7 protein-coding genes are annotated in these 13,530 nt (G+C 69.9%); 3 read left to right on the top strand and 4 right to left on the bottom strand.

Annotated features, from left to right (window positions below; all coding sequences use genetic code 11):
* Positions 1–33 precede the first annotated feature (33 nt).
* Together recQ and INQ40_RS10615 are read right to left on the bottom strand one after the other, a co-directional pair.
* Positions 34–1,860 (bottom strand): DNA helicase RecQ, encoded by a 1,827-nt coding sequence (gene recQ, locus INQ40_RS10620; RefSeq protein ID WP_194340402.1) that lies wholly within the window; start codon positions 1,858–1,860, stop codon positions 34–36.
* A 394-nt stretch (positions 1,861–2,254) separates the two neighbouring features.
* Entirely contained in the window at positions 2,255–2,797 is a 543-nt protein-coding gene (locus tag INQ40_RS10615) for a Dps family protein (protein ID WP_305059709.1), read from the bottom strand.
* A gap of 131 nt (positions 2,798–2,928) precedes the next feature.
* Here INQ40_RS10615 and hrpA point away from each other — a divergent pair, with 131 nt between their 5' ends.
* Positions 2,929–7,137, top strand: a complete 4,209-nt coding sequence (gene hrpA / locus INQ40_RS10610) for an ATP-dependent RNA helicase HrpA (protein WP_194340401.1) — start codon at positions 2,929–2,931, stop codon at positions 7,135–7,137.
* 3 nt (positions 7,138–7,140) lie between these two features.
* Here the strand turns inward: hrpA and INQ40_RS10605 are convergent, their stop codons facing one another.
* Entirely contained in the window at positions 7,141–7,650 is a 510-nt protein-coding gene (locus tag INQ40_RS10605) for a hypothetical protein (RefSeq protein ID WP_194340400.1), read from the bottom strand.
* 66 nt (positions 7,651–7,716) lie between these two features.
* On the opposite strand from INQ40_RS10605, the gene INQ40_RS10600 reads away from it, so the two are divergent.
* Positions 7,717–9,927: a bifunctional (p)ppGpp synthetase/guanosine-3',5'-bis(diphosphate) 3'-pyrophosphohydrolase gene (locus INQ40_RS10600; RefSeq protein ID WP_194340399.1), complete on the top strand. Its 2,211-nt coding sequence runs from the start codon at positions 7,717–7,719 to the stop codon at positions 9,925–9,927.
* A complete protein-coding gene (locus tag INQ40_RS10595) occupies positions 9,911–11,401 on the top strand; it encodes a hypothetical protein (protein WP_194340398.1) in 1,491 nt (496 codons plus the stop codon). Before INQ40_RS10600 ends, INQ40_RS10595 begins: the two co-directional genes overlap by 17 nt.
* A 12-nt stretch (positions 11,402–11,413) precedes the next feature.
* On the opposite strand, the gene INQ40_RS10590 is transcribed toward INQ40_RS10595, so the two are convergent.
* Positions 11,414–13,516 (bottom strand): glycosyltransferase, encoded by a 2,103-nt coding sequence (locus tag INQ40_RS10590; protein WP_194340397.1) that lies wholly within the window; start codon positions 13,514–13,516, stop codon positions 11,414–11,416.
* Between the last annotated feature and the right edge of the window lie 14 nt (positions 13,517–13,530).

The raw sequence follows: 13,530 nt of genomic DNA, 5'->3' as shown, positions 1-13,530 counted from the left end.
GGTCGACGCGGACGCATCTCGCGCGGCCCGTCCTCAGGCCACGTCGCAGTCCAATAGTTGCTGCAGCACCGCCTCGCCGTAACGCTCCAGCTTGCTGGTGCCGATACCGGCGATACGGCCCAGCTCCTCCAGGTCGGCCGGGTCGCTTTCCGCGATCTCGCGCAGGGTCGCGTCGTGGAAGATGACGTACGCAGGCACGTTCTGTTCTTTCGCCAGTTCCGCGCGCCAGCCGCGCAGGGAGCGGAAACGGCTGGCCGCCTCGGGCGCCAGGTCCATCGGCGGCGGCGCGGAGCCCGTGCGTCCGCGTCGGCCGGCCGGCTTGGGCGCATCGCGGCGCAGGCGCAGGGTCTGTTCGCCCTTCAGCACAGGGCCGGCCTTGCTGGTCAGGTACAGGGCGCCGTGGCGCTCGTGATTGGCCGCCAGCAGGCCGGATGCGACCAGCTGGCGGAACACGCTGCTCCACTGGCGCGTGTCCAGATGGGTGCCGATGCCCCAGGTGCTCAGTTTCTCGTGGCCGTGCTGGGCGACCTTGTCGGTTGGCACGCCGCGCAGCACATCGATGACGTGCCCCGCGCCGAACCGCTGGCCAGTGCGGAACACGCACGACAGCGCCTTGCGCGCGACCTCGGTGCCGTCCCAGCTTTCCGGCGGCTGCAGGCAGTTGTCGCAATTGCCGCAGTTGCCGGGATGCTCCTCGGCGAACCAGCCCAGCAGGGCCTGTCGCCGGCACTGGGTGGACTCGCAGTAGCCCAGCAGCGCGTCGAGCTTGCGCAGCTCCAGCAGCTTGCGCTCCTCGCTGGCATCGCCCTGCTTGATCAGCATGCTCAGGTTGACCACGTCGCCCAGCCCGTAATTGAGCCAGGCCTCGGCGGGCTCGCCATCGCGACCGGCGCGGCCGGTCTCCTGGTAGTAGCCCTCGACCGACTTTGGCAGGTCGACGTGGGCGACGAAGCGCACGTCCGGCTTGTCGATGCCCATGCCGAAGGCGATCGTGGCGACCATCACGATGCCGTCCTCCTGCAGGAAGCGGCGCTGGTTGGCCGCACGGACCTCGGTCGGCATTCCGGCGTGGTAGGCGAGCGCGTTGACGCCGGCCTCGCACAGCAGTTCGGCGGTTTTCTCCACGCGCTTGCGCGAGAAGGCATAGACGATGCCGCTCTCGCCGCGGTGGCCGGCAAGGAAGTCGAGTAGGGCGCGCTGGCCGCTGCCATCCTTCTGCGCCACCCGGTAGCGGATGTTGGGACGGTCGAAGGAGCTGACGAACTGGCGTGCATCCTCGAGCGCCAGGCGCTCGGCGATCTCCAACCGGGTCGGCTCGTCGGCGGTGGCGGTCAGGGCGATGCGCGGCACGTCGGGCCAGCGCTCGTGGAGCACGGTCAGCTCGCGGTACTCGCGGCGGAAATCGTGCCCCCACTGGGAGACGCAATGCGCCTCATCAATGGCGAACAGGGCGATGCCGCCGCCGGCATGGGCGCGGTCGATCAGGTTCATGCAGCGCCCTGACAGCAAGCGCTCGGGAGCGACGTAGAGCAGGTCCAACTCGCCGTCGAGCAAGCGACGCTCCACGTCGGCAGCGGTGGCCGCGTCCAGGGTCGAGTTGAGGTAGGCGGCGCGCACGCCGAGCTGGAGCAGCGCTTCGACCTGGTCCTGCATCAGCGCTATCAGCGGCGAGACCACGATCCCGCAGCCCTCGCGCAGCATCGCCGGCAGCTGGTAGCACAGCGACTTGCCGCCGCCGGTCGGCATCAGCACCAGGGCGTCGTCGCCCTTGACCAGGCAGTCAATGATCGCGGCCTGCTCGCCGCGGAAATCGGGGTGTCCAAAGGTGGTGCGGAGCAGGTCGAGGGCGGCGTCGTTCATGGCGCACAGGGTAGCAAGTGGCAGTCTCGCGCTGACCGCTCGAGCGCGGCCTGCAGACCTTCGGGGCGAATGTCCTCCGGCCCCGCCTGCGGCGGTGCCTCCTCCTTTATTTCGCCCCGAAGGTCTGCAGGCCACACACGCAGGTGTCGGCAGCGCCGGGAACCATCGCGATGCTTCAAAGACGGGAGTGGATGCCCTTGGCGCGAAATAAAGGAGGAGGCACCGGCCTCATCGGTGCCGGGGGACATTCGCACCAAGGGCATCCACTCCCGGTGCCCAGCCGCTCAGGCCACCCAGCAGGTGCCGCACTTTCCTCCCCGATGAGGGAAGAAACCATAAAAAATGCCCCCGGACGCTTCCAGTGCGGCCAGGGGCTGGTCTTCCAGTGCTGCGCCTACTGCAGCAGCGAGCGCAGCATCCAGGCGTACTTCTCGTGGGTATGCAGGCGCTGGGTCAGCAGATCGACGGTCGGATCGTCGCTGGCGTCATCGGCGGTGGAGAGCACCGAGCGTGCCGTGCGGCAGACCGCCTCGTTGCCGACGGTGAGCTGGCGTACCATCTCGCGCCAGTCGGCGGTATCGGCCAAGCCGGGTTCCTCGCGGATCGAGGAGAGCTTGGTGAACTCGGCGTAGGAACCCGGTGCATTGAAGCCCAGCGCGCGGATGCGCTCGGCGATCTCGTCCAGCGCCACCCACTGCTCGGAGTACTGGGTCTCGAACATCACGTGCAAGGTGTTGAACATCGGACCGGTGACGTTCCAGTGGAAGTTGTGCGTCTTCAGGTACAGCGTGTAGGCGTCGGCGAGGAAGTGGGACAGGCCGTCGGCGACGTTCTTGCGATCGGTGCTGCTCATCCCGATATCCACCGGTGGGGCGCCTGAGCCCTTCGCCGGGGATGCGACCGGACTGGGCCGCTTGCTCGCGCTCTTGGCCTTGATGGCGGAATCGGGGGTCTTCTTCGTTGCAACCGGTGCGGACTTGGCCACTGAGGTTCTCCTTTGATCGATCAGTGCGATGACAATGGCGCGTCGCGTGACACCCCACTGTGCTGTTTCTTTGAATCAACCCGATGAACCCTAGCAACTCCCATGGCAACGCCGCGTCACGACCCCGCAGCCCGGCGGCCGCAGGGCTCGATGCCGCGCGTCGCAACATCGACGCCGCGCTGACCCGGGATCGCGGGCGCTTGCACGGCCTGTGGTCGCGCTGGCGCAATGCCCCGGCCGATGCGGCGCTGCAGGCGCGTTTTGAGGATGCGCTGAAGGACTCGATCGCCCGCCGCGAGGCGCGGGCTGCAACCCTGCCGCGCGCACCGGTCGACCCGTCTCTGCCGATTGCCGGCCAGGCCGAGCGCATCGTCGAGCTGATCGGCAAACACCAGGTAATCGTGGTCGCCGGCGAGACGGGCTCGGGCAAGACCACCCAGTTGCCCAAGCTGTGTCTGGCGGCAGGGCGCGGGGCGGCGGGCATGATCGGGTGCACCCAGCCGCGACGGATTGCCGCGCGCGCGGTGGCCAAGCGCGTCGCCGAAGAACTCAACACGCCGCTGGGGACCACTGTCGGCTTCCAGGTCCGCTTCAGCGAGAACGTCGGCGACGACACCGCGATCAAGTTCATGACCGACGGCATCCTGCTGGCGGAGATCCAGTCGGATCGCTGGCTGTCGCGCTACGACACGATCCTGATCGACGAGGCGCATGAGCGCAGCCTCAACATCGACTTCCTGCTGGGGTATCTCAAGCAGCTGCTGCGCAAGCGGCCGGACCTGAAGGTCATCGTGACCTCGGCGACGATCGACACCGCGCGCTTCTCGGCGCATTTCGACAACGCGCCGGTGGTCGATGTCGAAGGCCGCGGCTATCCGGTGGCGGTGCGTTACCGTCCGCTGGAAGGCGGCGGCGAGACCGGGGATGGTGCCGCGGCGGGCGACGGCGAGCGCACGATCAATGACGGCATTGTCGCCGCCTGCGATGAGATCAGCCGCGAGGATCCGCGCGGCGACGTGCTGGTCTTCCTGCCCGGCGAGCGCGAGATCCGCGACGCCCACCGGGCGCTGGAGGCGCGCAAATACCGCCACACCGAGGTGCTGCCGCTGTACGCGCGGCTGTCGGTGCGCGACCAGGACCGGGTGTTCAAGCCCGGCACCCAGCGCCGGATCGTGCTGGCCACCAACGTCGCCGAGACCTCGCTGACCGTGCCGCGGATCGGCTACGTGGTCGATCCGGGGCTGGCAAGGGTCAAGCGCTACAGCCCGCGCAGCAAACTGGACCGGCTGCACATCGAGCCGATCAGCCAGGCCAGCGCCAACCAGCGCAAGGGTCGTTGCGGGCGGGTGTCGGACGGCATCTGCTACCGGCTCTACAGCGAGGCGGACTTCGAGTCGCGCCCGGAATACACCGACCCGGAGATCCACCGCGCCGCGCTGGCCGGCGTGATCCTGCGCATGCTGTCGCTGGGCCTGGGCGACATCGAGCAGTTCCCGTTCCTGGAGCCACCCGATACCCGCGCGATTGCCGACGGCTGGCAGCAACTGGCCGAGCTGGGCGCGGTCGATGAGAAGCGCAAGCTGACCGCGATCGGCCGGCTGATGTCGCGCATGCCGGTGGACGTGAAGCTGGCGCGGATGCTGGTGGCCGCCAACGCCCACGGCTGCATGCGCGAGATGCTCGCGATTGCCTCCTTCCTGGGCATCCAGGACCCGCGCGAGCGCCCGGCCGACCAGCGCGCGGCGGCGGACACCGCGCATGCGCTGTTCGCCGATCCGGCGTCCGAGTTCGCCGGCATCCTCAAGCTCTGGGACGCCTACCAGGACGCGCATGAGGCGTCCACCCAGTCGCAGCTCCGACGCTGGTGCGAGAAGCACTTCCTCGGCTTCCTGCGCATGCGCGAATGGCGCGAACTGCACCGCCAGCTGAAGTTGATGGCGGTCGAACTGGGCTGGGATCCGGGCGCGTCGGCCGTCGCCGCCGGCGGCACCGGACGCAACGACAAGACCGCGGTGCCAGCGTCCACTTCGGCGCCACGCGCGAGGCGACGTCGCCGCGGCGGCCGCCCGCCGGTTGATCAGCCGGTAGCGGCTGGTGACGGCCAGGTGGCGCCGACAGTTGAGGGTGAAGCGGAACGCCTGGGCCGGGGCGCCTATGCGCTCTTGCACCGAGCCCTCATCGCCGGCCTGCCAACCCAGATCGGTCACCGCATCAAACCGGCCGACGCGCCACAGCCTGCGGCGACGCCCAAGCCGGGCGAGCGCAAGGTCGTTGATCGCAAATCCGGTGGTTACGAAGGCCCGCGCGGCCGCCGCTTCCAGCTGTTTCCCGGATCGGCGCTGGCACGGCGACCGACGCCGTGGGTGTTGTCGGCGACGCTGCTGGATACGGCCCAGTTGTGGGCGATGACCAACGCCGCGATCGAGCCGGACTGGGTCATTGAGGAATTGCCGCACCTGCTTGCGCGCCGCCATCACGATCCGCGCTGGGCGCGCTCGCAGGGCAAGGTGCTGGGCAGCGAGCAGGTCAGCCTGTTCGGCCTGGTGCTCGCACCCAAGCGGCCGGTTCATTACGGAGCCCTCTACCCGGAGGAGAGTCGGGTGATCTTCGCCCGCGACGCCCTGGTGACCGGCGAGATCAACACCCGCAGCGTGTTCCTGCAACGCAACCTGGCCACCCTGGAGAAGGCGCTGGAGGAGGAAGCCAAGCAGCGTCGCGCCGGGCTGGTGGTCGATGAGGCGTGGATGGCCGAGTGGTACCTGCAGCGCCTGCCCCCCGATGTCCACAACGCGCAGGCACTGGATGCCTGGTACGCCCGCCTGCCCGCCCCGCAGAAAGCCGCGCTGGAGTGGACGCTGGATGACCTGATGGTCGGCGACAGCACCGACGGTCGCCGCTTCCCGTCATCCATTGCGCTGGGCAGCGTGCAATTGGCGGTCAGCTACCGCTTCGAGCCGGGCGCGCTCGACGACGGGATGACCGTGTCAGTGCCGCTGCACCTGCTCAATGCGTTGGACCCGGTGCGCTTGGGATGGCTGGTGCCGGGGCTGGTGGAAGACAAGGCCACCGCGCTGATCCGGGCCCTGCCCAAGGCGCAGCGGCGCAACTACGTGCCCGCGCCGGATTTTGCCCGCGCCTTCCATGAAGCGTTTCCCGACCCAGAGGGCGCGCCGATGACGGAGGTGCTCGCGCGCTTCCTTGGCAAGGTCACCGGCAGCGCGCTTGAGGCCGGTGAACTCGACGAGTCGGTCCTTGAGCCGCACCTGCGCGTCAACCTGCGCCTTTTGGACGCTGCGGACGAGCGCCAGCGCGGTGCCGACGTGGTGCTGGCCGAGTCGCGCGACCTGCAGGAGCTTCGTGCGCGCTTCGGCGAGCGCGCGGCCAGGGCCTTTGCCGCACGCGCAGCCAAGGGCATGGGCCAGCGCGGCCTGGTGCGCTTTCCCGACGAGCCGATCCCGGCCAGCGTTCCGGGGGTCGCGGGGATGCCGGCGTTCCCGGCGCTGCACGATGACGGCGACAGTGCCTCCCTGCAGGTCCACGCGGACCGCGCGAAGGCCGATCGCGCGCATCCCGGCGGCGTCCGCAGGCTTCTGTGGCTGACCCTGGGTGATGCGCGCAAGCAGGCGCGCAAGCAGCTGCCGGTGTCGGCCAAGGTGGGATTGCTGTACGCCGCGATCGAGGCCGCCGCCCCGCGCACGCAGGCGCCGCCGGAAGGCGATCGTCTGCGCGCGGATCTCGTCGATGGCGCCTTCGCCGCCCTGGTGGCCAACGATGTCGCCGGCATCCGCGATCCGGCGGCATTCGAGGCACGTCGTGCCGAGGTCGCCAAGGCCCTGTTCGGCGAGGCCATGGGGCGCCTGCAGCAGGCCGAGGAGATCCTGACCGCGGTCTCGCACGCCCGCGCCAGCCTGGAGTCGTCGCTGATGGGATGGGCCAGCGGCAATCTCGACGACATGCGCGCGCAACTGGCCGCGCTGACGCCGGCGGGTTTCCTGCGCGACGTGCCGGCCGACGTGCTCAAGGAGTACCCGCGCTACCTCAAGGCGCTGGCCTTGCGCGGCGAGCGCGCGCTGCGCGATCCCACCCGCGACCAGGCACGAATGCTGGAGCTGACGCCGTTCAGCGATGCGCTGGCGGAGGCTGCCGCGCGGGGTGACCTGGAGCAATCCGGATGGCAGGCGCTGCGCTGGCAGCTGGAGGAGTTGCGGGTGTCGCTGTTCGCCCAGGAACTGGGCACACGCGGCGTCTCGGCCAAGAAACTGGCCGCGCAGCTGGCCCGGCTGCGCGGGTGAGGCTTACTCGACGCGCTCGACCTTGGCCCGGCTGCCGTAGCCCTCGACCTGCATGTACCAGGCGGTGCCGACCAGGCTCGGGGTGATCCGGATCTGCGGGTTGTCGAGCTTCACGCCGTACAGGGTGGAATCGTCGGTCTGGCGCCAGACCTGGCCATTGTCGAGGGCGAAGCTGCGCCCCTTGCCAAACCCGTTGAACACGCCCTTCAGCCGCGCCGCCACCGGCTCGCGCGCGGCGCTGCCGCCAAATCCGAGGTTCCAGCGGTTGACCTTCTCCTCGGCGGCTTTGGCGGCCTTGGTCACCTCGATGTCCATGGTGCGATTCAGCCAGTCGTTGAGGTTGGCCAGTTGCGCGGGGTCCAGCCGGTCCAGGCCGGCCGCGCGGAACTGCTCGGGCGTCATCTGCTGCTCGATGCGCGCCGGTTCCTGCGCCATGGCGGCGGAGGCCATCAACATCGCGGTGGCGAAAACCAGGGGAAGCAGACGGCGTGGCGCGCGGGGGATGGCGTACATGGGCTGTTCCTGCAGACGGTTGGTCGATAGTGTAGTCAGTCCTCCAGGTCGATACGAAACACTGCAATGAAGCCGCCCGCGCGCTCCTCCCCGGCCACCGCCGGTCCGACGGCAGCCATAGGGCCGCACGCCGGCCCGGTCGATGCGTTGCGCGCGCTGCTCGACGTGGCTCCGGCGGATGCCATTGCCGCGCCGTTGCTGGAGCGCCTGCGGGACGCAACGGATACATCGCCCGCCGTCGCCGAAGACCCGCGCGATCCGGCGGACGTCGTCCGCGGCATGTTGCGCGCGTTGCAGCGTCTGGACGCCGACAGCGACAGCCTGGCCGCCGCGATCCTGCACACCTACCCGCAGTTGCTGGCCGCGCTGGGGCCGAAGTTCGAGGCCGAACACCCATCCATCGCGACCCTGCTGGACGGCCAGCGCGCCTCCGCCCAGGTGTGGGTCCTGCACGCCGAGCAGCAGGGCCGCAGTGGCAGCGAGGGCCTGCGCCGGCTGTTGCTGGCGATCGTCCGCGACATGCGGGTGGTGCCGATCCTGCTGGCACGCCAGCTGGCGCGGATGCAGCAGGCCGCCAGCCTGCCGGAGGAGCGCCGCCTCGTGCTGGCGACCCTGGCCCGCGACATCCACGCACCACTGGCCAACCGGCTGGGTATCTGGCAGCTGAAATGGGAGCTGGAGGACCTCGCCTTCCGCTACCTGCATCCCGATACCTACCGCCAGATCGCCCGCCTGCTGGACGAGAAGCGCGGCGACCGCGAGCGCTACATCGAGCAGGTCCAGCAGACCCTGCGCGAGGCGCTGGACGCGCAGGGTCTTGCGGCCGACATCGCCGGCCGGCCCAAGCACATCTACAGCATCTGGAAGAAGATGCAGCGCAAACAGGCGCCGATCAGCGAACTCTACGACCTGCGCGCGGTGCGCATCCTGGTGGACGACGTGGCGGCCTGTTACGCCGCGCTGGGCGTCGTGCACGCCACTTGGACGCCGATCCCCAGCGAGTTCGACGACTACATCGCCCGGCCCAAGCGCAACGATTACCGCTCCCTGCATACGGCGGTGATCGGGCCGGAAGGCAAGACCCTGGAAGTGCAGATCCGCACCGTGGAGATGCACCGCCAGGCCGAACTGGGCGTGGCCGCGCACTGGCGCTACAAGGAGGGTTCGGGCGGCGATGCGGCGTTTGACCGCAAGATCGCCTGGATGCGCAAGCTGCTGGAGCAGGCCGATGAGGGCGCTGGCGACGATGCGGCGCTGGCCCGCGAGCTGGACACCGAGCTGGTCGAGGACCGCGTCTACGTGCTGACGCCCAAGGGCGAGGTGATCGACCTGCCGGCCGGCTCCACCCCGCTGGATTTCGCCTACCGGGTGCATACCGAGGTCGGCCACCGCTGCCGTGGCGCGAAGGTGGACGGGCGGATCGTGCCGCTGGACCACCGCTTGCACAGCGGGGACCGGGTCGAGATCATGACCGCCAAGACGGGCGAGCCGCGGCGCGACTGGCTGATCGAAGCCAACGGTTTCCTCGCCAGCAGCCGCTCGCGCGAGAGGGTCCGCAACTGGTTCCACCGCCTGGACCGGGAGCGCAACGAAACCGCCGGCAGGGAGTTGCTGGACAAGGAACTGCGCCGGATGGGCCTGCTGGGTGCGGACCTGGCGCCGGCGCGCGAGCGTTTCAGCCTGGCCAGCGACGGTGAGCTGTATGTCCTGGTGGCGCTCGGCGACGTTGGGCCGCATCAGGTCGGCCGCTTGCTGCAGGATCATCAGCGCGCGCAGAGCGCTCCCGCAGCGACCGGAGCCGCGCCCGCGCCGGAGCGCCCGCGGCGGCGATCGGCCGGCAAGCAGCGCGACTTCACGGTGCAGGGCCTGGGCAACCTGCTGGTGCAGCCCGCGCGCTGCTGCCAGCCCCTGCCCGGGGAGCCGATCGCCGGTTACTTGACCCGGGGGCGCGGGGTGACAGTCCACCGGCAAGGCTGCGCGACGCTGCAACGTCTGGCCGACAAGGATCCCGACCGGGTGCTCACGGTGGAGTGGGGCGCCAGCGGCGGCTACGAGGTCGACATCGAAGTGCTGGCGGTGGACCGCAAGTGGCTGCTCAAGGAAGTGACCAACGTCGTCGCCCAGGCCAACGTCAACATGGGCGGCATCCGCAGCGATTCGCAGCACAACCGGATGCGCATCCGCATGCGCGTCAAGGTCGAGGATTTCGACCAGCTGACGCAGCTGCTGGGCAAGCTGGGCGCCGTGCCGGGAGTGGAGCATGCGCGCCGCTGCTGACCCGCGCGACCGTGGCGCGCGGCGATGGGGCTCGCTGGCCCTGGGCGCTCTCCTCGCCGCGGCTTTGTTGTGGTGGCACAAGCCGATCTCGGAGGCGATCTGGCCCGATACCCGCATCCAGCAGCTGCAATCGGACGCCGCCCGTGCATTGCAGGCCGGCGAGCTGAGCCGGTCTGACGGCCGCGGTGCCCGCGAGCTCTACGAGGCCGCGCTGGCGTTGGATCCGGATCGCGGCGACACCCGCGACGGATTGCTGCAGGTCGGCGAGGTGGCGCTTGCTCGTGCCGAAGCGCAAATCGAGGCCGGCAGGCTGGATGACGCGCGCGCCTCGCTGCAACTGGCACGCGAACTGGCCATGCCGCGGGCGGCCATCGACGAAATCGCCACCCGGCTGGAGCGCACCCGCGACAGCGCCGTTGACGTCGAGCGACTGGTGCGTCGCGCCGATGCCGCGCGCGCCGCGGGCCGGCTCGACGGCGACGGTGACGCGGCGCTCCCGCTCTACCAGAAGGCGCTGGGCTTGCGGCCCAATGACGTGGGTGCCCTGGAAGGGCGCGAGGATGCGCTGTCGGACCTGCTGCAGAGGGCGAGCCAGGCTGGCGAGGCCGGCGATCTGCTCGCTGCCGCGACCATGGTGGAGCGCGCAAGCGAGCTGGACCCGGGCCATATCGACCTGCCGCGCGTGGTCTCCCTGTTGGCCGGTCGGGTCGACCAGCGCCTGCAGAAAGCCGACGCGGACCTGCGGCGGGGGCGCCTGGAGCGTGCGCTTGAGGGCTACGACATGGTCGCCGCGATCCAGCCCGGCAACGAGGCGGCCGCGCGCGGTCGCTTGCGGGTCGCCAATGCCCACGCGTCGCTGAGCCAGCGCCACGCTGCCGATTTCCGGATCCGCGAAGCGCAACAGGAGCTGGGCGCCGCCGCGGCCATCGCGCCGGACGCTCCGGCGGTGATCGAGGCCAACGAGCACCTGGCGCAGACCCGTTTGCTGCAGGCGCGACTGGAAAGTGGCCTGCCGCCGGTGCAACGGAAGAAGCGCGTGCGCGAACTGCTCAAGGCCGCCGCGGCTGCCGAGGCGCGCGGCGACCTGCTCTCGCCGCCCGGCGACAGCGCCTACGACAAGCTGCGCACCGCCCGCGCGATCGCAGCCGATGACCCGGACGTGATCGCGATGACGCGACGCCTGCGCCCCGCGGCGCACGCGTGCTTCGTGACGGCCCTGCGGCGCAACCAACTGGCCACCGCAGGCGGATGCCTGGATGCCTACGCCGTGCTGGAAGGTGAGGAGAACAGCGTGCAGGCGTCCCGTCGCCAGCTGGCGCTGCGCTGGATCGCGGTGGGCGACGAACGCGTGGGCGCCGGCGACCTGCAGATGGCACGGCGCGCGCTCGGCATGGCCCGTTCGCTGGATCCCTCCGCCGAGGGGTTGGAGGCATTTTCGCGTCGGCTGGAGCGCGCCTCGCTGCCGCCGCGCTAGCGCGTGGATGCGTCAGCCACGTCCGAGCAGCACGCGACGCACCACCGCGCGTCCGGCGTCCAGCGAGAAATGGCGCTGGATATTCTCCCGACCATTGCGTGCGAGCTGCTGCCACAGGCCGGGCTCCCGGTACACACGAAGCACCGCGGCGGCGAACCCCGCGGCGTCATCGGCGACCAGCACGTCCACACCCGGCCGCAGGTGCATGCCCTCGATCGCGCACGCGGTCGCGACCACCGGTTGGCCGTGGGCCATCGGCTGGTTCACCTTGCCCTTGACGCCGGCGCCGTAGCGCAGCGGCGCGACGGTCAGGCGCACCCCGGCCAGCAGCGGCGTCAGGTCGGGAACGTGGCCGTGCACGACCACCCCCGGCCGCGTCGACAACGCCTGCACCTCCGGCGGCACATCGCCGCCGATGCAGTGGAACTGCAGCTCCGGCTCCTGCTCGCGCAGCAACGGCCACACCTCGTCGACGAACCAGCACGCCGCATCGACGTTGGGCGGATGGCGGAAACCACCGACGAACATCAGGTCGCGGCGCTGCTCAAACGGCAGGCCCTCGCCGCCCATCCGGTGCAGGTTGGACAGCACCTTGACCGGGCTCCCGGGCAGCTCGTTGGCCAACAGGTCCCGCTCCACCTCGCTGACCACGAAGGTGGCATCGCTGCGGGCGATCACGTCCAGCTCGCTGCGCCGGGTGCGCATCGCGGCGCGGGCGCGCGCCGGATCGTTGGCCAGTTCGGCGCCACGCTGCTCGCGAAGGTAGTGCAGATCCACCGTGTCCAAAATCACCCGCGCCTGCGGCGCGTGCCGGCGGAGCAGCGGCAGCACCTCGCGCATCACGTAATGGCGGCACACCAGCACGCTGTCGAAGCGAGGGCCGTGCTTGCGTAGCCAGGTCGGCAGCGGCTGCAAAAATGGCCTGTACCAGACCTCGATGCCGAGCTGCTGCATCTCCCGCGTGTAATCACCGGCATGGCCGCGGTCGGCCGGGACGAACACCACGTGGGCGCCTTCCTCGCGCAGCATCCGCATCAGGTTGAGCAGGCGCAGCGAGGCCGAGTCACGGTCCGGTCGCGGGCTGAACGCATCGATGACCAACACGGTGTGACGGCAGCGGTGGTTGGAGGCCTGATCCGCGTCGGCACCCGCTGCCGGCTGCAGCGCCAGCGCCGCTGCCCACTTGTCGGCGAATATCGCCTGGTTGCGCACCTGGTAGGCCTTTGGCCCGTGGCGTACGTCCGTGCCGGCGGTGATGCCCTCCAGGTGGACGACCCTTGCAGCCGGCTGATAGCGGACCTTCCAGCCGGCGTCGCGGACCGCGAACCCCAGGTCGGTGTCTTCGTAGTACGCCGGTGAGTAGCGCGCATCGAAACCGTCCAGCTGGGTAAACAGCGATCGGCGGATCGCCAGCGCTGCACCCGAGCAATAGTCCACTTCGCGTACGAACGCGTGCGCCGGCGCATCGGGCGCACCAAATCGCCCGTAATTCCAGCCGCTGCCATCGGCGAAGACGATTCCGCCCGCTTCCTGCAATCGGCCATCCGGGTAAACCAGCTGGGCGCCCGCAAGACCGGTGTCGGGGTACTGCTCGAAGGTGTCCAGCAGGCTGTCCAGCCAGCCGGGCTGCGGCACGGTGTCGTTGTTGAGGAACACCACAAACTCGCCGCGAGCCAGTGCTGCCCCATCGTTGCAGGCCGCGATGAATCCACCATTGCCGGCGCGGGCCTGGTAGCGAAGCCCTTCGATAGCGGGCAGGGCCGCGGCGGTGCCGTCGCTGCTGCCATCGTCGACCACGATGATCTCGATCTCCGCGCGAGGCGGATGCGCCGCCAGCGCGCGCAGGCAGCCTAGGGTGTGCTCGATCTGGTTGAACACCGGAACCACGATGCTGGCAAGCGGGCGAGCGCTTGTCGGGACCCGCTCAGGGACCGTCGAGGACGCCTGCGGCAGGTACAGCTGTGCCAGCTGCGCTTGTGGCACCGGTTGCAATTGCGCGATGGCGCGTTGGAGCGACGCCCGCACGCCGCGGGTGCGCACGCTGGTCAGGCCGCGCTGGAGCAGGCCGCTGCCACGGTCGAACAGGAACCGCAGTTCGGCCCGCGATATCGGCATCTTGCAACTCCATG

It is taken from the genome of Lysobacter sp. H21R4, assembly GCF_015277535.1.
GTDB classification, from domain to species: Bacteria; Pseudomonadota; Gammaproteobacteria; order Xanthomonadales; family Xanthomonadaceae; genus Novilysobacter; species Novilysobacter ciconiae.
Note: the sequence above shows the minus strand (reverse complement) of the source record. Positions and strands in the feature narration are given on the sequence as shown.

What these genes read in the sequence shown, in the direction of transcription:
- recQ (WP_194340402.1), bottom strand. Translation starts at nt 1,860, where the DNA reads ATGAACGACGCCGCCCTCGACCTGCTCCGCACCACCTTTGGACACCCC.
- hrpA (WP_194340401.1), top strand. Translation starts at nt 2,929, where the DNA reads ATGAACCCTAGCAACTCCCATGGCAACGCCGCGTCACGACCCCGCAGC.
- INQ40_RS10605 (WP_194340400.1), bottom strand. Translation starts at nt 7,650, where the DNA reads ATGTACGCCATCCCCCGCGCGCCACGCCGTCTGCTTCCCCTGGTTTTC.
- INQ40_RS10600 (WP_194340399.1), top strand. Translation starts at nt 7,717, where the DNA reads ATGAAGCCGCCCGCGCGCTCCTCCCCGGCCACCGCCGGTCCGACGGCA.
- INQ40_RS10595 (WP_194340398.1), top strand. Translation starts at nt 9,911, where the DNA reads ATGCGCGCCGCTGCTGACCCGCGCGACCGTGGCGCGCGGCGATGGGGC.
- INQ40_RS10590 (WP_194340397.1), bottom strand. Translation starts at nt 13,516, where the DNA reads ATGCCGATATCGCGGGCCGAACTGCGGTTCCTGTTCGACCGTGGCAGC.